We start from the raw sequence: 24,951 nt of genomic DNA, 5'->3' as shown, positions 1-24,951 counted from the left end.
TTCAATATAACCAGATCGCATTGAGTAATACGTGTGCTATGCAAATTACTCAACCAACCTTTCATCAATCAACGATACGTTAACTTTTATGTCAAACTCTCTATTTTCAAAAGAAATGCAAGACCAACTCAAAGAACTAAAAGGCCAACTAAGCAAAGGCCGTGATACCAACTCACCTGATGGTGACAATCAAAAACCCACTGAGCCTGTGTCATTGCCCACGCAAAAGCAAGTGAACAAGACTGTCAAGCAAATGAACAGTGAACATGTTGATGATGATAAAGTGCTATTCATGCAAGCGATGCACGGTGTCAACCAACTAGAAGACAAAAACGTCCGCTCACCCGCCAATGCGAGCAAAGCGGGCAAACCTGATGCGACCACACTCTCTAAACGTGCGGCCGCCCAAGGTAGTGAAGCGAGTGACTTGGGTGCAGGCTTATCAGATATGCAAGCACTGCTAAACCCTGTCGCTGCGGAAGCCTTTTTATCGTACAAGCAGCCAACCTTGCAGAATAAAATCTTTGATCAACTTAAAAAAGGCAAGCTACGCTGGTATGATGCCGTCGATATCCATGGTTGTACGATAGAAGAAGCCCGCGTCGCCATGACTCAACTATTGAGCCAAGCCAAGCAAAAGAACGAAACCATGGTAAAAATCGTCCATGGTAAAGGCTCTGAGGCCATTCTAAAAACGTGCGTCAATGGTTGGTTGCGTCAGTTGCCTGAAGTATTGGCGTTTTGCTCTGCACCGCCAAAAGATGGTGGCAATGGCGCGGTATTGGTCCTGCTTAAAAAACCTAAATCAGATGGCGAGTAAGCATCAGTATTAGCAATAAAAAAGGACTGCAACGATGCAGTCCTTTTTTTATCTATCAATTTGATACTGTTATGATAGTGGCTTAAGACGTAGCCTTATCTATATACTATCCTGCCATCAGAGCGACACCATCATGACGATACAAACTATCGAAAACGAAGATCAGCTGCGCGAGCATATCACAGCGCTGATCGCTATCGAGCCCAAATTTGCGCCGATCTATGCACAGGTTGGTACACCGAGCCTCAAACACAATTCAGGCGGCTTTGAGCAATTGATGAGAGCCATGGTCGGTCAACAGCTGTCTGTCGCAGCGGCAGCCAGTATTTGGCAACGGTTGGTTGATGCAAGCTTGACGACACCGAACGCAATCATTGAGGCAACGGACGAGGCTTTGCGAGAAAAAGGACTGTCTAAACAAAAGACTCGCTACGTTCGATCATTGGTTGAGCATGATATCGACTTTGCCGCGCTACCCTCTATGTCAGATGACGCCGTCATAGCAACGCTAACGGCTGTGATAGGCGTCGGGCGTTGGACGGCTGAGATGTACTTATTGTTTTCACTACAACGTGCAGATGTACTCGCGGTTGATGATTTGGCAATCAAAGTTGCGGCCATGGAGTTATTAGGCTTAGCAGATCGCCCAACACCCAAGCAACTCAAAGACCTAACTCAGCACTGGTCGCCTTACCGCAGTTGCGCTGGCCTCTTACTCTGGTCGTATTATGGGGTATTACGCAATAAAACTGCCCTACCTTTATAGCAAAAAACCCTGATAGCCACTGGCATTTTCAATCATCATCATTGTCCCTTTAAAAGAAATAGGTCAGCAACGCATGCTTAGCAGTCTGCTTAGTTCTGATTCCATATAGATAAGCCAGGTTTTCTCTTAGTATGTTTGAACTTGCTTTTTCTGAGCATGCGACTCTTATGCTTCAGCGCTTTCATCGCGCCACTTTTACTGACGGTTGCTAGAGATAAATGATGGCTGTTGATACCGGCACTCTGTTTGGCCTCTTCACTATTTTTATCACTATCCGTTTTTTTATCAAGATCTATACGGTCATGATTATAATCAAGAGTATCCTCCAAGCTACCATTGGTGTCATGACTATCCGTGTCGCTACCGTTATCCGAGATGCCGTCCACGGTTTCAGCGGTGTCGCTTTCTATATGGTGGTCAAGCTCAGTTTGATTGACGATGAGCTGCTGCGTTGGCAGAGCATGTTCGACCTTGTATTTGGCCACTTGGGTTAATATATCGACAAATAAAATATTCTGTTTGTCATAGAATTCAATAATACCAACGGCATTGACATAAGCCTGCAACTGAATGACATAGCAGTCTTGACGCAGCTCTAAAATATTGACCTGATTCCACTCCTGATTGGTCAAATCATGCTCTTTTATAAACCCATCCAAGTCATTGACCATTTTGAAGATGACATCAAGATCGGCAGTACGTTTAAGATATAGCTGATGAAAAAATCGGAACATGTCCCTTGAGGTAAAGTTTTCAATTTGCATGGACGAAAAATCACCGTTTGGTACCGTCACAACGGTACGGGTCAAGGTACGTACCCGTGATGAACGAATACCAATATCGATGACCGTGCCTTCATAAGCCCCAAATTTACAATAATCACCGATGCGTACTGGTGAGTCTGCAACTACAACGACACTACCAACAAGGTTTTCGATGGTTTTTTGAGCACCAAGCGCTAATGCCAAACCACCAACACCTAGAGCGGCGATACCAGTGGTCAAATCAAACCCCAAATTGCCAAAGATAACGATGACGGCAAATATCAGTAGCAGTGCTTTGACGACTTTGCGAAGCAGCCCCAAGATAGACACACGCTCGGTATGGTTTCTCTTATAACTTAGATTGACCGCCCGAGTAAATATCGCATCAATAACCCGCAGCAGCAGCCAAGTGGTTGCTACCCATGAAGCAATATCGGTAAATCGATTGACTGGCTCACGTAGCGTCACTGATACGCCTGCATATACCATAACCTCGGATAATATCAGTGCCATAATAACGACAGCGAGTGGCAGTATCACTTTGTTCGGCAATGGCAATGGTGCACCGCGTACATAAGGATAAGTCATTCGCAGTAAATGGTACAACAGCCACACCGCGATGTAGGTCAGTACAAAGCTACTGATAATCATGGTTAGCGCAGCGACCAAATCAGCCAATTGGTAGCCGAAAAGTTTTTTACCATCTAAAGAGTCAACGGTATAGCGAGATACTAAGGTAGGTTCTGTGTTTTCTATCACTTCTGGCACTGAGCTGAGCGTATCACTCGAAAACTGCCAATATTGTTCGTCGTCTTTAGACACCACTCTTTCTAGTAGCAGTGGCACACTTCTCTCACCGACATTAATCACGCCGACATTTTCTTGGCTTGGTGGCAATTGATCCGTTAGATTGCCTTCAGGGGCATTGCTGATCTGTAAATCAGGCTGAAAACGTCCACCTGCATCCAGTGCCTGCTTGAACTGGCGAACTACTGTGGTCGGGTTGTCAGATTTTGATAAATTGAGGTAGTTGCTGGCGAGCAAGTAATCGTTTTCGCCCAGCGCACTGATGAACCCTTGTACAGTATGCCGCGGTGTATCGCGCCCAAACGAGTCAGGCAGGTTTGAGATAACAGACTCTCCGCTGCTATCGCCACCGACACCCAAAGCCCCTGCTTCAAGGGCAAATGCGCTGTTTGGAAGAAAAAAACCCATCACCATCGCCATCAACAATACTATGATAGTTAATGGCTTTTTGATGATAGAGCTGAGGGGATAAAGCGCCACACTGGGAGTCAGATCATGCTTGGTAGACAAAACAAACCTCTTATTTTTATAAACGGTACAATGGAGAACATTCAAGATTTGCACTATAGTAACAATTATTTATAACAGCAGTGCTTTTGATTACATGATTTTTGGTCAACGGTGTTGGCTTTCTATCTTTTGACACAGCATACCGGTCTGATAATGTCTGCTAAAAAAATATCCATCAATGAACAAACCATAGTCAGACGGATAATTAACGACTATATAATGAATAACATTCAGCCTACCCTGAGTAAAAATTAGGTTAAAGTGGTTTATAAAGCCTGCCATATTGTAGATAATGTATATAGTTTTGCTTATATACATCTTTTTGTAACCTTTGACATGCTTAACGTCAGACTCGTTACCTTTTATTTCTGCCTTTTTATATGATTACTTTGGAATCAACTATGTCTTTATCACGTTCATCTTCACGTGCTTATCTTCGTTTGAGTATCTTAAGCGCGCTAGGTTTACTCGCTGTGAATACCGCAATGGCAGCTACTTTTGAAAATACTTCCATCAACGATAGCGACCTACCACAAGTTGAGCTTGATAAAATTGTCGTAACAGCCACCCGTACGCCGACTAAGACCAGTAATATTATCGCTCAGACACGGGTAATCGATAAAGAAGAATTGCAACGCTATCAAGGTCAAACCGTGATTGATGTACTAAAAAATCAATCCGGTATGAACATTGCTCAAAGTGGCGGTACAGGCACAGTCAGTAACTTTTATATGCGTGGCTATGATAGTAAGCAAGTGCTTGTAATCATTGATGGTATTCGCTACAGCTCTATTTCTACAGGCGCGCCAGCGCTAAATTTATTATCTGCCGATCAAATCGACCGTATAGAAATACTATATGGCGCATCAGGTTCTAGTATTTATGGTTCTGACGCGATGGGCGGTGTCATTCAAATATTTACTAAAGGCAATAACGTAGAACAATCCAATCTTTCAACGACCGTTGGTTATGGTAGCAACAACCATTACCAAGTAGGCATAACAGGTCAGCTTAAAAATGAGACTTCTTCATTGAGCTTAGGTGTCAGCCGTAACGAAACAGACGGTTTTAACGCGATTGCTAACCCCAGCTCTTATGATTACAATGCTGATGATGATGGTTTTAAATCTACCAATGCCAGTCTAGCATTACAACATAAGATTTCAGACTCTTTAAGTGCTGGACTCAGCGCATTATATTCTGACTCTACAACGGATATTGACTCTGCAGGCAACGCTTTTCCAAATGCTTATTCAGATCAAAAAAATGGCAGCGCCAACGTTTTTATTCAGCATCAAACACCATTAGCCGTCACTAAATTTAGCTATGGTCAAAGTATCGATAAATCCACTACTCATGATGCTAACTCTATTGATTATCAAGATGGCAGTCAATTTGATACCATTCAACAGCAGGCACGTTCAGAAACAAGTATCAATGCACAACCTGGTACCGTTATCATTGGCGCAGAATGGTTATCACAAAAATTAGAGGCATCCGATGTTTTGGATTTTTCAGGTTTTCCTGCACCTGCCGCTCAAACTGCTTACGATCCTGAAGATAGAACGGTCAAAAGTGGTTTTGTGGGCTATCAATTATCAGAAGATAGTTATGACCTACAAGCCAATTATCGCGTCGATGACAATTCACAATATGGCAATGAGGACACATACAACATAGGTGCCGCTATACGTCCATTAGATGGCTTGCGTATCGGTGCAAGCTATGCGACAGGATTTCGCGCACCAACCTTCAACGATTTATACTACCCTGGTTACAGTAACCCAGACTTAAAGCCTGAGACCAGTAAAAATACGGAAGTGTTTGTAGAGTACAATAAAGGAAATCAAATCTCCCGTCTGACTGGCTATCATACTGACGTTGATGACTTGATTGGTGGTAATACCAACACGAGTGAGGCACAAATCAAAGGATTAAGCTTGACTTCAGACTGGAGCGTTAGTTCGTTTGTATTCGGTTTGGGTTATGACTATCTAGAAGCCAAAGACAAAACCACCAATAGTACTAACTATAATAACGACCTTGTATACCGCCCTCAAAATAGCAGTTTGATTTATGTTGGTTATCAGCAACCTGCTTTTGATGTGCGTTTAGAAGCTAAATATACTGATGAAAGATTCTCTGATGCTGCAAATACTACTAAGTTGGATGACTACACTCTACTAAACTTAAGTGGCGTTATCTATCTGACGACCAATCTTCGTGCTAACTTACGCGTTGACAATATCACTGATGAAGATTACACACTATCTAATCAATTCGGTACAGAATATGCCACTGAAGGCACTAGCTATTTTGGCTCTTTAACCTATGATTGGTACTAAACTCATCGAAAATTGAGATCGTATTTATTGCAAGCAAGAGAAAGGCTATCAGTTGATGGCCTTTTTTTATTGCCATAAAAACCTGAAATCAAACTTAACACTGCTGTCTATTATTTCTATTAGCCAGTAGGTGACATTTTATCTGTCATCTATTACAATGACACCCTCCGAGAGGTGTTGCGCCATGACCACGAATATTGCATTGAAAGCTAAAATCATGCAAATTATAGGTTATGTTAGGCTCGGTTAACTGTCGAGTGTCCTATTTTTGGTCACTCACAGCGCAAACAACGGCACCTGCGTTTTTATTCTTTTTATCATAAATTAACCACTGATAGGAGCATATTATGGACGCAGTGTCTAACACCCCATCTGCCCATACGATCGATCCCTCTTTCACTGACTATAAAGTCGCTGATATTAGCCTTGCTGATTACGGCCGCCGTGAAATCACCCTTGCTGAAGCCGAAATGCCTGCCCTTATGGGTTTGCGTCGTCGCTACGAAGCCGATCAGCCGCTTAAAGGCGCTAAAATCGCTGGCTGTATCCACATGACCATTCAAACGGCTGTACTTATCGAGACACTCGTCGCGCTAGGTGCTGAAGTACGTTGGACATCATGTAACATCTTCTCAACTCAAGACCATGCTGCAGCTGCAATTGCTGCTGCTGGTATCTCTGTTTATGCTTGGAAAGGCGAAACAGAAGAAGAGTACGAATGGTGCTTGCGTCAGCAAATTCACGTGGGCGGCGAAGCATCAGGCCAACTTTGGGATGCCAACCTAATTTTGGATGACGGCGGTGACTTAACTGCTTTAATTCATAATGATTATGCTGAGCTGCTTGATAGCATTCATGGTATCTCAGAAGAGACGACTACTGGTGTCCATCGTTTGGTTGAAATGCTTGCCAAAGGCACACTTAAAGTACCAGCCATCAACGTCAACGACGCTGTTACTAAGTCTAAAAATGACAACAAATACGGTTGCCGTCATAGCTTGAATGATGCTATCAAACGCGCTACCGACATGTTCCTTGCTGGTCGCCGCGCTTTGGTTATCGGTTATGGTGATGTAGGCAAAGGCTCTACGCAAAGCTTACGTCAAGAAGGCATGATCGTACGTGTATCAGAAGTTGATCCTATCTGTGCTATGCAGGCATGTATGGACGGCTTTGAAGTATTGTCACCTTACATTAATGGTGATAACACTGGCGGCGCAGACAACATTAACACGCGTTTGCTTGAAGATACTGACATGATCGTTACCACCACTGGTAACTACCATGTATGTGATCGTCATATGCTAGCAGCACTGAAACCTGGTGCAGTCGTTTGTAACATTGGTCACTTCGATACCGAAATTGACACCCAATTCATGCGTGACAACTGGCGCTGGGTTGAGATCAAGCCACAAGTGCATCAAATCTTCCGCTCAGACGATGAAAACGATTATTTGATCTTGCTTGCTGAAGGCCGCCTAGTGAACCTAGGTAATGCAACTGGTCACCCATCACGCGTAATGGACGGCTCATTTGCCAACCAAGTATTGGCGCAAATGTACTTGTTTGATGAAAAATTCGCAGACTTGCCAGCAGACAAGCGTACCGATAACTTATACGTAAAAGTATTGCCTAAAAAGCTAGACGAAGAAGTGGCTGCTGCTATGGTTGCAGGCTTTAACGGCACTTTGACCAAGCTAACTAGCAAGCAAGCCGAGTACTTAGGTGTCCCTGTTGAAGGTCCATTTAAGCCTGACGCTTATAAATACTAATCAAAGTACTGAGGAGCACGACGATGAGTAAGCCTGCTTTCTCTTTTGAGTTTTTTCCTGCCAAATCTGAGCAAGGGCACGAAAAACTGCTGAGTACTTATGATGATCTTAACGAGCTGGCACCTGCGTACTTTTCGGTGACTTATGGTGCAGGCGGCTCAACCCGTAGTCGCACCTTAGACATCGTACAAGCCTTGTGCGCGCGCGGTGACACCGAAATTGCACCGCACATCTCCTGTATTGGTGATGACAAAGTGCAAATCGCTGAGCTACTGACGCACTATAAGAGTTTAGGTATCAAGCGTTTGGTCGCCCTACGTGGTGACTTGCCATCAGGGCAAGTTGGCATGGGCGAGCTACCATTTGCACTGGATTTGGTTAAATTTATTCGCGAGCATTCAGGGGATCACTTTCACATCGAGGTGGCCGCTTATCCTGAAATGCACCCACAAGCACGCAGCTTTGGGTTCGATATTGATAACCTAGTGAATAAGTACCAAGCTGGTGCAAATGCGGCCATCACTCAGTTTTTTTATAATGCTGACAGCTACTTATATTTGCGTGATGCATTAGAGCAGCGTGGTATTGATACGGTTGCTAAGCCATTGGTTGCTGGCATCATGCCAATCACCAACTCTAGCAATTTGATACGCTTTGCTGACAGCTGCGGCGCTGATATTCCACGTTTTGTGCGTAAGCAGCTGGCTGACTTTGGTGATGATCGTAAAGCCATCCGCGAGTTTGGTTTTGATGTGGTATATCGTCTCTGTGAGCGCTTAATCGCCGAGGGCGCACCCGCCATGCACTTTTATAGCATGAACAAAGTTGAGCCCAATAAACGCTTGGTTGAAGCCTTGGGGTTGACTGCTTAGTCCCTCACCTCTACTGAACTTACCAATAAAAGTGGCGCTCCTAGGAGCGCCATTTTTATTGGTAAAACTCTTATTGAGAACCATTCGTAATTATATTTGTACACTTCGTCTTATTTTATTATTAAAAATATCTTCACTGTGCAATAATATTGTTTTTATAAAAACAACTTTTACTAAGAAAAATTCTCATAAAATAAATGTCTTTAATTGTCTCAAGTGATATTCTACCAACCCGATAATAACTAAGCTTAATCAAATAATAGGAATAAGATAACGTGCGACGTTTTTTTTATAGCCATGGAAGTGCCAGCAGTGATACCTCGCTCTCAATCAAGCTAAAAGCGCTCTCAATAGGTAGTGAGCTTGAACTACCAGATAATATTGTTCATCATTGGTGCCGCGTATTGCGAGCAAGTATTGGTGATCAAGGTATCTTGTTTGATGGGTTTGGCGGTGAATATCAAGCTCAGCTTAAGAGCATTAGCAAAAAATCGGCGACAGCCACATTGCTATCGCAAGTTACAGATGATAAAACCGCACCGATTTTTTGTAAAATAGGTCTGGTCATGAGCCGCGGAGAGCGTATGGATTACGCTATCCAAAAAGCCACTGAGCTTGGCGTCACGGCCATCCAATTGCTTAGTAGCCACCATGGGGAAATCTCTCTAAAACCCGCTCAGGTAGACAAAAAACTCGCACACTGGCAACAAGTGGCTATCGCTGCCTGTGAGCAGTGCGGTCTCAACCGCCCACCGTTGATTCTCTCCCCTTTGTCTATTAATGACTGGCTAAAATCTTTAGATTCTGATACTTCTAATAGACAGCTGACCGTTAGCCCCATTGTTGCTCTGCTCAGTCAAGATACTTATTATCAAGCCTTACTACAACCTGCAGACCTGTGTATGCAAATGAGTGTGCCAGCAGCGGGTCAGCCTGCAATGCCTGATAACTTACTCCAAATCCTTAAACAAGAAACCCCTTATATTAAATTACTGATTGGCCCTGAAGGCGGTTTAAGTCTTGATGAGCGTCAGCAGGCATCATCCGTTGGTTTTAGACCTTGGCAAATTGGTCCCAGAGTACTACGTACCGAAACAGCACCCGTGGTCGCACTGTCTACCTTGCATGCATTAAGTGTTTGATAAAACTGGTAAATAATGGAATAACAATAGCATTTTAGATCATTTACACCTACTATCTAAGAGCCTGCTGTTTTTTATTTGTCACTGATTAAGCATGCCTTGATAGTTCAATTCTTATTTCCTATAAGCCATTCTCTTTTGTGAGATCTTATTATGAGCAATTTTGAACCCTTGTCAGTATTGACCAAACAACAATTAATGACCGAACTGTGCGAACGCCTCGAAGATGCCATATTTATATTAGATAGCAATTTACGCTATCTATCTGTTAATGCCAGCTATGAGCTTATGATAGGCTATAAAGAGGCCTTTTTGGTTGGTCGACCACTAGGTATTTATGCTGCTGAGTTTTTATCAGTTGAAGAACAGTCTATTTTAAGAGACATCCATCACAACTTAGATGAACACGGGTTTTATGAGCTTGATTTTTCCATGGCCAATCGCTATGGACAGACATTAGATTGCCATATCACCTACCGTAGAATCCATATCGAGCAAGGCACCTACCATGTTTGTATGATACAAGACCTGTCTTCGGCGGTGAAAGACCAAAAACAGCTCGCACATTTGCTCAACTACGATCAATTGACAGGACTGCCTAACCGAAAAGTTTTTTTGAATCAGACCAGCGATATATTATTAGACAGTTACCAAGAAGTGGTGGTGGTACGTCTGAATATCGATCGCTATCGCAATCTTTCGAGCTTGTTAGGACCTGAAGGTACCAATAAATTAATAAAGAACTTTGTCTCAGGTGTCGAAGCACTCAAATTAAAAAACCTACGATGTTTCTCCCACTTTGGTGGTGACGACTTTGCCTTGCTGTTTGAATATAATGACGCCAACCTAGTACGCCATCAGCTAGACACACTCATGCAAATGTGTGAACGTCCTTTTTCTTTGGGAAAAAAGCAAGCTGCTGACAACAATATTTATTATCACGTATCTATTGGCGTCAGTTATTTTCCAAAAGACGATTGTGATGTCATAGAACTACTGACCAAAGCTGAGAAAGCCTTACAATATGTCAAACAACATGGCGGGGATGACATCCGCTGGTATGATGATGCCATTGAAGAGGATACTGCAGGCAGCTTACAACTCGAGGCTGAGCTTAGGCTGGCTACCACAGCAGGTCAGTTTGTCCCCCACTATCAGCCAAAATTCTCATTAGATACTGGTGAGATTACAGGATTTGAGGCACTCGTGCGTTGGCAGCATCCAACTCGCGGACTGTTAAAGCCCATACACTTCATCGATGCTATTCTCACTCATAAGCTGTCGTTTGAGCTGTTTTCACAAATGGCCATTCAGATTGCAAAGCAGCTGTCAATTTGGCAGCAGCAAGGATTTTCTCAGCATGTTTGTATCAATGCGGATGCCGCTGAATTTAGTCATCCTGAGTTTTTTGCGATGGTAAGTGGCTTGCTGGTGGAGCATGGTATTGCCGCACATCAATTACATATTGAGGTGACTGAATCTTCTTTGATTCAACGTCATGATAATGTCAGAAAACAACTAAATTTACTAAAAGAGTTGGGAATTTGTCTTGCTCTAGACGATTTTGGTACTGGCTATGCGTCTTTGAGCTACTTACAAGAGTATCCTTTCGACTTTATTAAAATCGATAAAAGCTTTATCTCAAATATTGATACCGATCGCACCCAGTACGCTATCGTCAAAGCCATTTTGGATTTAGCAGTTGCGCTAGACATGCAGGTTGTCGCCGAAGGTATTGAAACAGTGGAACAGCGTGATGTTTTGTTAGGCATGGGCTGTGAGAACGGTCAAGGTTATTGGTTTAGCAAACCAGTAACTGCTGATGCTGCGACCAAGATGCTAATGGAACAGTACGCTGCTAAATAGAACTGCTGTTAATACGCCCTATTGATGGTAAGCATGACATCCTATCAGACACAGTTAACAGAGGCGCCGCTGCAAATACAGTTGTAGCGGCTTTTTTAGAGCATCGCTTTAGTGTGGTTCAGTGCAATCAATAGCGGTCTAAATCGGCTAAAAAATGTAGCGCGCTAATGATGATAATTCTTAGCATCATGAAAGTTTTCATAGGGTTATTACGATGATTTTTTTGCGCCTAACGTTGATTGTATAATTGATGCAAGATAGGTTCATGACTTATCAGTCCTGTCACCAAACTTGTATAATTTCCTATGAACGCCTATCTTTTATAGTGAATTTGTTAGAACTCATTTAGTCGTCTATCGACTCTAACAATCATGATTTTTTCAATACTATTTTATGTCATCAATAACACAGTCAATCTGTTTTTATACTTACTGCTGGTTTAATTTTTAGCGTAAGTCAGGCCGAATCCATGCACTACATACCAGTGCAATTTTATGCCTAATACTGACTGTGATTGGTTACATTCCAAAAAGGACAGGAAGTTATGCAATACAAAGCGCCCTTACGTGATATTCAATTCGTTATGCATGAACTACTAGATAGCGAAAGCCACTACAAAACGCTACCTGCATTTCAAGAAGCGGACCGCGAGCTGATGGATAGCCTGTTTGAAATGGCTGCAAGCTTTGCTGAAAATGAGCTGTCGCCACTCAACCAAAGCGGTGATGCTGAAGGCTGTAAGTTTGAAAATGGTGTTGTCACCACGCCAAAAGGCTTCAAAGAAGCCTATAAAGCTTATTGTGAGCTTGGCTTCCCTGCTTTGTCTGCTGAAGAAGCATTTGGTGGTCAAAACATGCCGTTTTCACTGTCAACGGTCATCAATGAGATGGTTGGTACGGCTAACTGGTCATTCTCTATGTACCCAGGCCTATCACATGGTGCGATCCAAACCATCGAGCATCATGGTACTGATGAGCAGAAAAACATCTATTTAGAAAAAATGATCAGCGGTGAATGGTCAGGTACGATGTGTCTGACTGAAGCACATGCGGGTTCTGACTTGGGTATCATCCGTACCAAAGCTGAGCCTAAAGAAGATGGTAGCTATAGTATTACTGGTCAAAAGATTTTTATCTCAGCCGGCGAGCATGATTTAACCGACAATATTATTCACATTGTATTGGCGCGTTTACCAGGCGCACCTGCTGGCACAAAAGGCATCTCATTGTTTATCGTTCCTAAAATGACGGTTCAAGAAGATGGTAGCGTTGGCGAAAGCAACAATGTCGTTTGTGGCTCTATCGAGCATAAAATGGGTATTAAAGCCTCTGCCACTTGTGTCATCAACTTCGATGGCGCAACAGGTTACCTAATTGGCCCAGAAAACCGCGGCCTACAGTGCATGTTTACTTTCATGAACGTTGCCCGTATCGGTACGGCTGTTCAGGGCTTGACTGCTGCAGAGTATGCTTTCCAAGGCTCATTGACTTATGCCAAAGATCGTTTGGCCATGCGCTCTTTGTCAGGTACCAAAGCACCAGAAAAAGTAGCTGACCCAATTATTGTACATCCAGCGGTTCGCAACATGCTATTGACCGAAAAAGCCTTTGCTGAAGGTGGCCGTGCATTGGTCTATTATCTCTCACATTTTGCGGATACTGTCGCAAAAGGCGAAGGCGAAGAGCTTAAATTTGCTGATCAAATGCTGTCATTGTTGACACCAATCGCTAAAGCATTTTTGACCGAGACTGGTCTAGAAGCGGCCAACCATGGCATTCAAGTCTATGGCGGTCATGGCTTTGTAAGTGAATGGGGTATGGAGCAAAACGTGCGTGATACCCGTATCGCTTGTCTATATGAAGGTACGACTGAAATCCAAGCACTTGATCTATTGGGCCGCAAAGTATTGGGTTCACAAGGTAAGCTGCTTGCAAACTTTGTCAAAGTTATCCAAGACTTCTGTGATGAAAACAAAGAAAATGATGAGATGGGTCAATTTATCCGTCCACTAGTCAAGCATCTAAAAGAATGGGGCGACTTAACAGCACGCATTGGCATGCAAGCCACTGAAAGCCCTGAAGCAGTAGGCGGTGCAGCGGTTGATTATATGTACTTCAGTGGTTATGTGACTTTGGCTTATTTATGGGCACGTATGGCACTTGTGGCACAAACCGCTATTGCTGATGGCAGCAGCGAGCCTGCATTCTATGATGCTAAAATCAAGACGGCACAGTTCTATTTTGCCAAATTGCTTCCACGTACTACCACACACGTAGAGCGCATCAGCACTGGTGTTGAGCCGTACATGAGCATGGATGTTGAGCAGTTTGCCTTTTAATTAAAGACTTTATAAATTAGCTAAGATACATGATCGGCAACATACCATAGTATGTTGCCGATTTATTTTGTAGCACTGTTCATCTTGTTAGCACTATACGTCAATGGTGGGTTTAACACTTGAGATGTATTTCAGCATCACAATAGTCGCTACTAACTTTTGGTGCACGCACAATTCACGAACAAATACACTCGCTCACACGCTTATTTGTTAAACTTTGGTTATTCACCTCTAATGCTATATCAAGAGAACTATTAATAATCTCAAAGAATCTAATTTTATTCATTTGAATCAAAGGAATGTTTATGGCTGTTTATAATGCCCCTCTTAATGACATGCGCTTTATCTTAAATGATGTATTTAATGCGCCTAAATTTTGGCAAAATAACGAAAACCTCGCTCATGTCGATATAGAAACAGTCGATATGATCTTAGAAGAAATGGCAAAACTGTCTAAAAACGTTCTATTGCCTATCAATCGCAGTGGTGATGAAGAAGGCGCAACCTTTCATGGCGATGGCGTCGTCACTACCCCAACAGGTTTTAAAGAAGCGTACAAGCAATTTGCTGAATCAGGTTGGGTTGGGTTAAGTGGTAATGCAGAATACGGCGGTCAAGGGTTCCCTAAAATGGTGACCATGCTGACAGAAGAGATGGTATTTACTGCAAACCAATCGTTTGCACTGTACCCAAATCTAACCGTTGGTGCGACGCTATGCCTAAACGCAGCAGCCTCTGAAGAGCAAAAACAAACTTACCTAGAAAAAATGTACAATGGTGAATGGGCAGGCACCATGTGCTTGACTGAACCGCATGCGGGTACTGACTTGGGTATTATCAAAACCAAAGCGGTGCCTAATGATGATGGCAGCTATGACATCTCTGGTACCAAAATCTTTATCACGGGCGGTGAGCATGACCTCACTGACAATATCATTCATCTGGTATTGGCAAAAACACCTAATGCACCAGAAGGCTCAAAAGGTATCTCATTGTTTGTGGTACCAAAATTCTTGGTCAATGCAGATGGTAGCTTGGGCGAGCGCAATACATTAGCAGTTGGTTCTATTGAGCACAAAATGGGCATCAAAGCCTCTGCCACTTGTGTGATGAACTTTGATAATGCCAAAGGTTGGATGGTTGGTGCAGAAAACACAGGTCTGTCATCAATGTTCATTATGATGAACTACGAACGTGTCACCATGGGTCTACAAGGCCTTGGCGGTTCTGAGCTTGCTTATCAAAATGCGGCGCTATATGCCAATGACCGTGGTCAAGGTCGTAGCGATACACAGCTTCAAAGCCCAGAAAAACCTGCTGATGCCATCATTCATCATGCTGATGTGCGCCGTATGCTATTGAATGCCAAAGCCAACACCGAAGCCTCACGTTGCTTTGCGATGTACGTTGCCAAGAACCTTGATGAAGAGAAGTTTAGTACTGATCCTGAATCAGCAAAAGCTGCCGCTGCTCGCGTTGCTCTACTGACGCCAGTTGCTAAGGCTTTCTTGACTGACAAAGCTCTAGAAGCGACGGTTGATTGCCAACAGGTCTTTGGTGGTCATGGCTATATCCGTGAATGGGGTATGGAGCAAATCGTACGTGATACCCGTATCGCTCAGATTTATGAAGGCACCAACGGCATTCAAGCACTTGATCTATTGGGTCGTAAAGTGGCTCGTAACAATGGTAAATACGTCACTCACTTCTTGGGTGAGATTCGTGACTTTGTCAATAATATGCAAGCAGATCATGGTATCAAACAAGCCACGTTAGATGCGGCAGATACCATTGAAACACTTACCAACACGGTACTAAGTAATATTGGCGAACGCAAAAACGAAGTTAATGGCTGTGCAGTAGATTATATGCATGCTTTTGGTTACTTGTCTTATTCATACATGTTTGCGATGATGGTCGAAGCTGCTGATGGTAAAGAAGGTGATTTTTATACCAATAAAGCCAAGCTAGCCGATTATTTCGTCGGTCGTATATTGCCACGTATCGAGTCGCATGCACAGATGGTCAAAGCTGGTAGTGATCCAATGATGAACTTTGATCTTGATTACTTCGATGTACCTGCTAGCTAAATGGTCATCGCAAAGATTATATAAAATTCTAATAAAAAGGACAGTCTTGTTACTGTCCTTTTTTTTGTCAAAATAACTGCTAACAAAATAATTCACTATCGATGTGTGGTTACGATTAAAATGATGCAGGACAAAGTGTTGCTAAAATAAAATTAGAACCTTACCAAATTTCAAAAACGCATTACTCCCCACTATGTAATGCATAGTATTAAATAATAAAAACGATTGAAACAACTATGATAAAGGGTGCGACGTGTCAGAATTAAAACGCATTTTACAACAAATTACCGCCCTCAGTGATGTGCCCGATCCTTCGGTGCTCAAACGTTTGATTGATGAGCTACGTGTCAGTGATAAAGAACCTGCTTTAGCCAATGAAAAAATCCAAGATCTCATTGATATTTTGCATCAGCATCCAGAATATGGTGACGGTCTGTCTAGCTTTGTGCTAAAACTGATTATCCAGTATCGACAAATCGCGCTGTATACCGATACGGGCATCATGTCAGATCAAGGATTCTTTAACAGTTTACGACGGCTGATCGGTCATCGTTTTTTGCCGATATTACCTCAAGATGACTCAGTGGTTGAACTGGTTGGTTATTTGTTTGACAAACGCTCTGATGAACGTTGGCTCAACAATATCGAAAAAGACAAATGGGATGATCTGGTCAAGCAGATTAAAGTAGAAGACAAGCACTTAAATTTAGTAGCGACGGCAAAAAACAGCATTTTGAATGCCATCATTATTCTATCATATCGTATTAGTGGTCTTGGTTTGCATCCTGATTTGATGGACTCCTATCCTCAAATGCTGAATTATTCAGCCTCTTTTGTGGCACAAAACCAAGAAGCGGTACTTTTTGTCAATCAATACCGTCAAGCGCATGAATTGGATACCCTCACTGACATTACCCCTGAGCATGCCGTTGATCCAGCACCTTTACTGGTCATGTTAGAGCAATGCGAAGACATAGTAGCCACGGTACGTAAACGTATTTATAAAACAGGTATCTCTATTCGTTTGACCAATATGATGCTGCGTTTGGATCAAAGTTTGCAGCGGATACGGATTTTGACGGAGCTTGTGACCGATGACAACCAAAAGCGAGATCGAGCCGTTATTGAGCTGATACAAGCCCTGATTACCACTGCCAATCGCCGTTATAGTATCGGCTACCTGATTGATAACAACACCAAACTGCTCTCGCGTAAAGTCACCGAAAATGCAAGCCGTGTGGGTGAGCACTATATCAGTACCGATAAAGCTGGCTATCAAAAGATGCTCAAAAAAGCCTCTATTGGTGGTTTCGTGATTGCCTTTATGGCAACCATAAAGATATTGGCTTATCATTTGGCACTTGCCCCTATGGGCCGAGCATTTATCAATAGTATGATTTATGGCTTGGGCTTTGTTTTCATTCATGTTATTCGGGGCACCGTAGCAACCAAGCAGCCCGCCATGACAGCAGCAGCCATTGCCTCTACCATCTCTGAAGGTTCTGGTAAAAAGTCTCACCAACTGACCAAACTTTCAGAGTTGGTCGTTGATATTTTGCGCACGCAGTTTATTGCCATTATGGGTAACGTCATGTTGGCTATACCTGTTGCGCTTATCATCTCTTTTGCTTGGTTGCAGTACACAGGTGCGCCAATGATTGGCACTGAAAAAGCAGGTCACCTACTCCATGACTTAGACCCCTTTCATTCGTTGGCACTTCCTCATGCTGCGATTGCTGGTGTGTACTTGTTTTTATCTGGTTTGATTGCCGGTTATTATGACAATCTAGCCGTATATAACAATGTTGGCGCTCGTATACAGCGCCATAGATTATTACAGTTCCTACTGCCCAAAGCATGGCTGCAACGCTTAGGAGGCTTTATAGAAGCCAACTTGGGCGCTATCATGGGTAATTTCTTGTTCGGGGTTTTCTTAGGCAGTACCGCAACGATTGGCTATTTATTTGGCCTACCAATTGATATTCGTCATATTGCCTTTGCCTCGGCCAACTTAGCACACGGACTGTTTAACTCCTCGATTGATGACATAAACTGGAATATCATTCTGCTGTCCATACTTGGCGTGGCGCTTATTGGTATGGTTAACTTGGTCGTCAGCTTTTCGCTGGCATTATTTGTCGCTCTGCGTTCTAAAGAAGTGCGTTTCTTTGAATGGAGTCGCCTCACAAAGCTCGTGTTTGGTCATATTATCAGCCACCCCTCTGACTTCTTTTGGCCGCGCGATAAGCCCATGAAGTATGCACGGATTGATAGCCAAGGTCATATGATATTTGATGATACCTCGGCACAAAAAAATGGCAAAGCCATACCCAGTAATTATGTGGTGCGCCGATTGTCTGATGTCAGAATATTGCCTGAGTCTAAGCAAACCACTCAAACAAGTACAGACATATACTATGACAATCAGCCAAACGGCGATTATACTCAGCCTCATACCTCTCCCAAAAAAGTCATGGATTTAGATGATGGCTTGGTAGATGATGAACTGAACAGCATGCCGTATACTGATGATATCCAGTATGACAAAGCCACTAAGACCATCAGTACCATTGATAGCGAGCACAATGATATTATCGCTGATGAGCATAGTGACACCGACCATGATGACAAACCTACTGGTGATGCCAAAAACCCTTTGCCAAAACCTAAAAAACCACCAAAGCTACCCAATTAGATGGGTGACTTTGGTGGTTTTGGTACATTGCCTGTTAATCTAATGTATCAACCACTAAAACGAACCGTAAAAACGGCTTTTATGCCTCAAATATCAACGTGGCAATGGGCGCTAGACGTGATTACTTGACCATCCCCTAACCTATAAGCCAATAAATGGTTGCCCCAAACACAGCCACCATCAAGCGCACGCGCTATTGGCAAATCAACTTCCGCTTTTAGAGCCGCCCAGTGGCCAAATAATATCTTACGCGCGCGCGGTACTGGCCACTCAAACCAAGGAAAGAAACCGTCTGGCATCGGCTCATCCAACTCCCCTGAAAAGCTAAACTCAAGCGATCCATCTTGTTTGCACAGACGCATCCGAGTGAAGTAGTTGGCAATCGCGCGCATCTTGGTAAAGCCATTGATGCTTGCATGCCACTCATCAGCTTCTTTGCTATACAAATTCGGTAATAATCGATCGAGCTGTTTCAAGCTGCCTTGCAGTTGTGATTCTAGCTCCTGAGCGTGTCTTTCTGCCGCGTCAATAGTCCAGTGCGGTGGAATACCAGCATGTACCAGCACCGTATGATCATCTGGATAAGCCAGTATCGGCTGCCGACGCAGCCATTCGAGCAGCTCATCACAGTCATCAGCGGCAAAAATAGGTGCTGTTTTGTCTTTACGCTTAATTTTGGCAGCACCGCGCCATACCGCAATCAAGTTAAGATCATGATTGCCCAACACAGTGGCGGCAGCACCCTGCTCGCACAATGCCTTTACATCACGCAGCGTATTCAATGAATCTTCACCACGCGCCACCAAATCACCGGCAAACCATAACTTGTCTTGAGCAGGATCAAAATCTAGTGTTTTTAGTAATTGCAGATAAGCTGCATGGCAACCTTGCAAGTCACCAATGACGTACTGATGGCGAAAACTCATAATACCTCAATGTTTTAGAGATGATAATGGCAGAAAAATCAGCACTTATACTTCTAAATGCCTTGAATGGTTGCTTAGATTGACAAAATCTGTAACGCTCAAGGTCTCAGGACGTGCTTGCGGATCAATACTGCACGCTGCAAAATCATCTTCGCTCAGCGTCGGTAACAACGTTGATTTTTTAAAGATTGCGCGTAATGTCTTGCGGCGATGGTTAAAGGTCTCACGTACGACAATGGCAAAATGCTCTTCGTCGTTCGCAACGATGGGCTTGTTGATATGCGGTGTCAGGCGGAATACAGCACTGGTCACTTTTGGGGGCGGATTAAAAGCGCCTCGAGGCACTGTCAGCAAATAATCTGTATCACAGTGGTACTGCATAATGACAGACAAACGGCCATAGGTTTTGCTACCGACATCAGCTGTGATGCGCTCGACCACTTCTTTTTGCAACATAAAATGCATGTCTTGAATCACATCCGCATAGCTAAGCAGATGAAACAAGATAGGCGTTGAGATGTTATACGGTAGATTACCCACCACGCGCAGCTTACCGCGTTCTTCACTGTAGAACTCACGATAATCTACATGCATGGCATTGTTTTTGACAATCTCAAAGTTTGGATGGCTATTGGCGCCGATACGAATACGTAAGCTGTCTGCCAAATCACGATCTAGCTCTACGACCGTCATCGCATCCACCTCTGCCAATAACGGCTCAGTCAACGCGCCCATCCCCGGCCCGATCTCGATTAAATTGTCATCGCGCTCTAAGCGAATACTTTCAACAATCTCACGGATAACACTACGGTCATGTAAGAAATTTTGGCCGAAGCGTTTACGCGGTTGGTGTTTAGCAGCACGTAGGCTATTAGAAATAGTTTGAGCATCAAACGAAGTTTTGGACATAAAAAGGGCTTCATGTATAAAAGAGAAATGGGCTATGGCAGCAATGTGCTGGTATTATAATGACAAATTATACCACAGCTCATAATTAGGCTGTGTTTTTGAGACATTTTATCGATAAAATGCCCATACTTTAGCGCAACCGAGCCGGTGGCTTTTTTTGGGTGAAAACCATTTAACATAAGCTCCATTTATAGGAACGAAGGCAGTGTCCTAATGAGGACTTTAACCTTTGGCTATAGCCTATAGCCTATAGCCTAATAGTATCAACGTTTTAACTCTCTAAGATAGTCACAGTATATTTAATGGTATGCTTTTCACTATCAATGTCACTCAGATAGCATGAATTATATCTGTTACCCCTATTATTCTTGATCTGCCTTAATAAATATTGGCAAAACGTACAAATTTGACCATTCACTGTCATTTTACATGGTAACGTAAGCCTGCACTAACAGTATTAGCACTGTCTCACCAGCGCACTCCAAAACTCTCAAGCAGTTATTAATCGAACTATTAGCACTTCTCATACCCACTAAGCTCTACAATAATCCTCATTAAGTATTTATTACATATTTAAATGGGAAGCAAAAACTTTAGTCTTACTCCCTATTAAATTAAACTAATGTAGATTATAGTAGTATCAATATTGTTAGTTAATGTTACCTACATAAAACAAAACTTCTCCCGCATAAGAAAGCTTTCTTAATTTATAAGAGAGTTTAATAAGGATGTCTAATGACAGAAACAACTCAACTAGTCTTACAAAAAGATAATGTCAAATTGATAAATCAAGTATTAAATAGCAACCAACCTACTAATATCGTTGCTGAAGAAGGCATGCAAATTGCCTTAATAGATGCTAAAACAGGTCAACCAACTAAAAAATTAAAAGCTAAAAAAGTAGCTGATGACCTATTGATTGCAGATGAAAATGGTGAGACGTTACTGACTATTGAGGATTACTATTTAACAGATGATGTTCAGCTTGGTACAATTAGTGATTCGGGTTTTGTTGAGTTTAATTATGTGAATTCTGAGACAGGTATAACATCACAAACAGTCTCAGAGACCTCTTATTCGACACTTGTGTCAGAAATGCTCGGTGATACCTCGTTAGTTGGAGGTATAAGCAATGGTGTTTTATTGGGTTCATTAGGTGCTGTAGCACTAGGAGTTGCAGCTATAGGCAGTGGTTCAAGTGATAATTCACCAAAGCCCCCTGCTAACAAGCTACCCGTCTCAAAGAACAGCACAATTGCAGCGACTGAAGACACGATTGCCACTGGCAAACTAGAAGCGGCGACTGACGCAGACAATGATGCCTTGACCTACGCCATCGCTACTAATGCTGCTAATGGTACGGTTGTTGTCGGTAAAGACGGTAGCTATAGCTATACACCAAACGCTGACTTTAATGGTAAAGACACGTTCACTTATACTATCAATGACGGTCAAGGCGGCGTTATCACCCAAACCGCGACCGTTAACGTGGCAGCAGTGAATGATGCGCCGGTCTCAGCCAATACTACGATTGCGGCAACTGAAGACACAGTAGCTAAAGGCTCACTGGCTAAAGCCACTGACGTTGATGGCGATGTATTAACTTATACTATTGGCACCGCTGCTAAAAACGGTACAGCGACAGTAAATACTGATGGTAGCTACAACTATACCCCTAATGCCAACTTCAACGGTCAAGACAGCTTCACTTATACTGTCACTGATGGCACAGAAACGATTACTAAAACGGCCAACATTACCGTGGCTTCAGTAAATGATCTACCCGTCTCAAAGAACAGTACAATTGCAGCGACTGAAGACACGATTGCCACTGGCAAACTAGAAGCGGCGACTGACGCAGACAGTGATGCCTTGACCTACGCCATCGCTACTAATGCTGCTAATGGTACGGTTGTTGTCGGTCAAGACGGCAGCTATAGCTATACACCAAACGCTGATTTCAATGGTAAAGACACGTTCACTTATACTATCAATGACGGTCAAGGCGGCATTATCACCCAAACCGCGACCGTTAACGTGGCAGCCGTGAATGATGCACCGGTCTCAGCCAATACTACGATTGCGGCAACTGAAGACACAGTAGCTAAAGGCTCACTGGCTAAAGCCACTGACGTTGATGGCGATGTATTAACTTATATGCTGGCATCAGAAACAGCTAATGGCGAAGTCAGTGTCAACGCTGATGGCAGCTACAGCTACACACCGAATACCAACTTTAATGGCAGCGACAGCTTCACCTACACGGTCACTGATGGCACAGAAACCATTACTAAAACGGCCAACATTACCGTGGCTTCAGTAAATGATCTACCCGTCTCAAAGAACAGCACAATTGCAGCGACTGAAGACACGATTGCCACTGGCAAACTAGAAGCCGCTACCGACGCAGACAATGATGCCTTGACCTACGCCATCGCTACTAATGCTGCCAATGGTACGGTTGTTGTCGGTAAAGACGGTAGCTATAGCTATACACCAAACGCTGACTTTAATGGTAAAGACACGTTCACTTATACTATCAATGACGGTCAAGGCGGCGTTATCACCCAAACCGCGACCGTTAACGTGGCAGCAGTGAATGATGCGCCGGTCTCAGCCAATACTACGATTGCGGCAACTGAAGACACAGTAGCTAAAGGCTCACTGGCTAAAGCCACTGACGTTGATGGCGATGTATTAACTTATATGCTGGCATCAGAAACAGCTAATGGCGAAGTCAGTGTCAACGCTGATGGCAGCTACAGCTACACACCGAATACCAACTTTAATGGCAGCGACAGCTTCACCTACACGGTCACTGATGGCACAGAAACCATTACTAAAAATGCAAATGTGACTGTTAACTCATTCAGCGAAGTGTATAACCTTGAATTGCAAGAAACGTTTGAAACTAACGTTGTTAGTGCTCAGCAAACGGTAGTAGAAAAGCAGGCTTCCTCTTATATAAGTGAAGTTATAGAATTTGAAATAACTGGTCAAAACGGGATGTCTCAGCTGGGGCTTACTAATGGCTCTAATGTTATTAATGGTTATTATAGCTATGAGCTTCAAGGGACAGGAATCTCGGCTTCGAGCTCTGGTAGTATCTCATCAGTAGGATCTAATAGTTACTTGGTAGATTTTGGCACGGATACTTTACCACCAGGCACATATACTGTGTATCTCTATGTAGACTCATATGGATCTTCGATCGACTTTAATGTAACGCAGTCTAAAGATGTAGAGTCGATCGATTTTACTGGTTATCAAGACGTCACGGGCAATATCTTTTCTGATGACGATGGCGGAATCAACGCACCTAATGGTTATGAGCTTCAAATAGACGGACAATCGCTTATATTTCAAGCAGGTAGTTCGGCATCTAGCCCTATTGTTATAGATACAGATAATGGTCAACTTGAACTATCAGCTGATGGCTCTTACGTTTATCGTTCAAACGGTAATGAGCTTGGTTTAGACCTATCTCAGTTGGCAGAAAAGTTCGATATCAAAGTAGTTGACTTACAAGGGAGTTATATTGGTGCTTATCGTATTAATATTGCTTCTGATACGACACCACCAGAGGCAGGTGAATTAGTATTTAATAACTTTGAAGATACTGGAATATCTCAAGACGATGGCGTTACTCAAGACAATACTTTTGATCTAACCATTAAGAATAATGAAGCAGGTAGCCAAGTTGAGTATCAGTATTCAAAGGATCAAGGCGTGACATGGCAAGTATTGGCAAACGGCACGGCTTCTAACTTAGCAGATGGTGACTATAGCTTTAAAGCGAAGGTGACAGATGAAGCACTCAACGAAAGCTTCACTGCGGTGAAAGATATTACTATTGATGCTACTGCCCCAATACTAGGTCAAATCCTAAGCTTCAATACCACTACTAATCAGTTAGAAGTCAATGCAGATATAGAGCAAGACACGCTTCAGGCATTTAAGTCAGAAAATAGAGTATTGGTGCCTATTGCTGATGCTTCTAACATTCCTTTTGTAGAAGGTAACTATCAAATTCAAGCGTCTGATGTTGCTGGCAATAGCATAACCTTAGATTTCGTTATGGCTACTGCTTCAAGTGAATATAAACCTTCAACTGATAGGGTTGATATTGTAAGAGGATCTGCTGGAGACGATTATATTTATGGTGGCAATGGCGATGATATTTTAATATCAAGTGGCGGAACTGATCATCTATATGGCGAAGCTGGGAATGATACCTTAATTTTCGGTGGTAACTCATCTAATTACACCGGACTGCTCGGTGATATAGGAGATGATACATATATAATCGATTCTAAAAATCTTGTGAAC

Annotated in this window: 14 protein-coding genes; 11 read left to right on the top strand and 3 right to left on the bottom strand. The window is 43.0% G+C overall.

Translation table 11 applies throughout. The features are described from left to right. The first annotated feature begins 88 nt into the window (after positions 1–88). Both I6E86_RS07520 and I6E86_RS07515 read left to right on the top strand, forming a co-directional pair. Entirely contained in the window at positions 89–820 is a 732-nt protein-coding gene (locus tag I6E86_RS07520) for a Smr/MutS family protein (RefSeq protein ID WP_197176662.1), read from the top strand. Between the two features lie 133 nt (positions 821–953). Further along, complete coding sequence (locus tag I6E86_RS07515; RefSeq protein WP_197176659.1) at positions 954–1,586, top strand: DNA-3-methyladenine glycosylase family protein; 633 nt, start codon at positions 954–956, stop codon at positions 1,584–1,586. A gap of 89 nt (positions 1,587–1,675) precedes the next feature. Here I6E86_RS07515 and I6E86_RS07510 read toward each other — a convergent pair whose 3' ends face one another. Continuing rightward, complete coding sequence (locus tag I6E86_RS07510) at positions 1,676–3,667, bottom strand: mechanosensitive ion channel family protein (RefSeq protein WP_197176657.1); 1,992 nt, start codon at positions 3,665–3,667, stop codon at positions 1,676–1,678. 401 nt (positions 3,668–4,068) lie between these two features. Here I6E86_RS07510 and I6E86_RS07505 point away from each other — a divergent pair, with 401 nt between their 5' ends. The 8 genes from I6E86_RS07505 (at position 4,069) to I6E86_RS07470 (ending at position 18,787) form a co-directional block, all read left to right on the top strand. Beyond that, on the top strand, positions 4,069–6,012 hold the full coding sequence (locus I6E86_RS07505; RefSeq protein ID WP_197176655.1) for a TonB-dependent receptor: 1,944 nt from the start codon (positions 4,069–4,071) through the stop codon (positions 6,010–6,012). A gap of 347 nt (positions 6,013–6,359) precedes the next feature. After that, positions 6,360–7,784, top strand: a complete 1,425-nt coding sequence (gene ahcY / locus I6E86_RS07500) for an adenosylhomocysteinase (RefSeq protein ID WP_197176653.1) — start codon at positions 6,360–6,362, stop codon at positions 7,782–7,784. Positions 7,785–7,807: 23 nt separating this feature from the next. Next, complete coding sequence (locus tag I6E86_RS07495; RefSeq protein WP_197176651.1) at positions 7,808–8,656, top strand: methylenetetrahydrofolate reductase; 849 nt, start codon at positions 7,808–7,810, stop codon at positions 8,654–8,656. A gap of 275 nt (positions 8,657–8,931) precedes the next feature. Then, the gene (locus tag I6E86_RS07490) at positions 8,932–9,798 is read left to right on the top strand and encodes a 16S rRNA (uracil(1498)-N(3))-methyltransferase (protein WP_197176649.1); all 867 of its coding nucleotides are present in this window, start codon (positions 8,932–8,934) and stop codon (positions 9,796–9,798) included. 153 nt (positions 9,799–9,951) lie between these two features. Then, a complete protein-coding gene (locus tag I6E86_RS07485) occupies positions 9,952–11,664 on the top strand; it encodes a putative bifunctional diguanylate cyclase/phosphodiesterase (RefSeq protein ID WP_197176648.1) in 1,713 nt (570 codons plus the stop codon). A 544-nt stretch (positions 11,665–12,208) separates the two neighbouring features. Beyond that, positions 12,209–14,002, top strand: a complete 1,794-nt coding sequence (locus I6E86_RS07480) for an acyl-CoA dehydrogenase C-terminal domain-containing protein (protein ID WP_197176647.1) — start codon at positions 12,209–12,211, stop codon at positions 14,000–14,002. A 305-nt stretch (positions 14,003–14,307) separates the two neighbouring features. Beyond that, the gene (locus I6E86_RS07475; RefSeq protein ID WP_197176646.1) at positions 14,308–16,092 is read left to right on the top strand and encodes an acyl-CoA dehydrogenase C-terminal domain-containing protein; all 1,785 of its coding nucleotides are present in this window, start codon (positions 14,308–14,310) and stop codon (positions 16,090–16,092) included. A gap of 253 nt (positions 16,093–16,345) precedes the next feature. Continuing rightward, positions 16,346–18,787: a site-specific recombinase gene (locus I6E86_RS07470; RefSeq protein WP_197176645.1), complete on the top strand. Its 2,442-nt coding sequence runs from the start codon at positions 16,346–16,348 to the stop codon at positions 18,785–18,787. 86 nt (positions 18,788–18,873) lie between these two features. On the opposite strand, the gene I6E86_RS07465 is transcribed toward I6E86_RS07470, so the two are convergent. Together I6E86_RS07465 and rsmA are read right to left on the bottom strand one after the other, a co-directional pair. Next, the gene (locus I6E86_RS07465; protein ID WP_197176644.1) at positions 18,874–19,713 is read right to left on the bottom strand and encodes a symmetrical bis(5'-nucleosyl)-tetraphosphatase; all 840 of its coding nucleotides are present in this window, start codon (positions 19,711–19,713) and stop codon (positions 18,874–18,876) included. A 45-nt stretch (positions 19,714–19,758) separates the two neighbouring features. Then, positions 19,759–20,622, bottom strand: a complete 864-nt coding sequence (gene rsmA, locus I6E86_RS07460; RefSeq protein WP_194364290.1) for a 16S rRNA (adenine(1518)-N(6)/adenine(1519)-N(6))-dimethyltransferase RsmA — start codon at positions 20,620–20,622, stop codon at positions 19,759–19,761. A gap of 735 nt (positions 20,623–21,357) precedes the next feature. On the opposite strand from rsmA, the gene I6E86_RS07455 reads away from it, so the two are divergent. Next, positions 21,358–24,951 (top strand): tandem-95 repeat protein (locus tag I6E86_RS07455; protein ID WP_197176643.1); only part of this gene is annotated, 3,594 nt, incomplete at its 3' end.

Origin of the sequence: Psychrobacter sp. SWN149, assembly GCF_015864565.1 — a bacterium.
Classification (GTDB): Bacteria; Pseudomonadota; Gammaproteobacteria; order Pseudomonadales; family Moraxellaceae; genus Psychrobacter.
The sequence above is the reverse complement of the archived record's forward strand: the minus strand, read 5'-3'. Positions and strand labels throughout refer to the sequence as shown.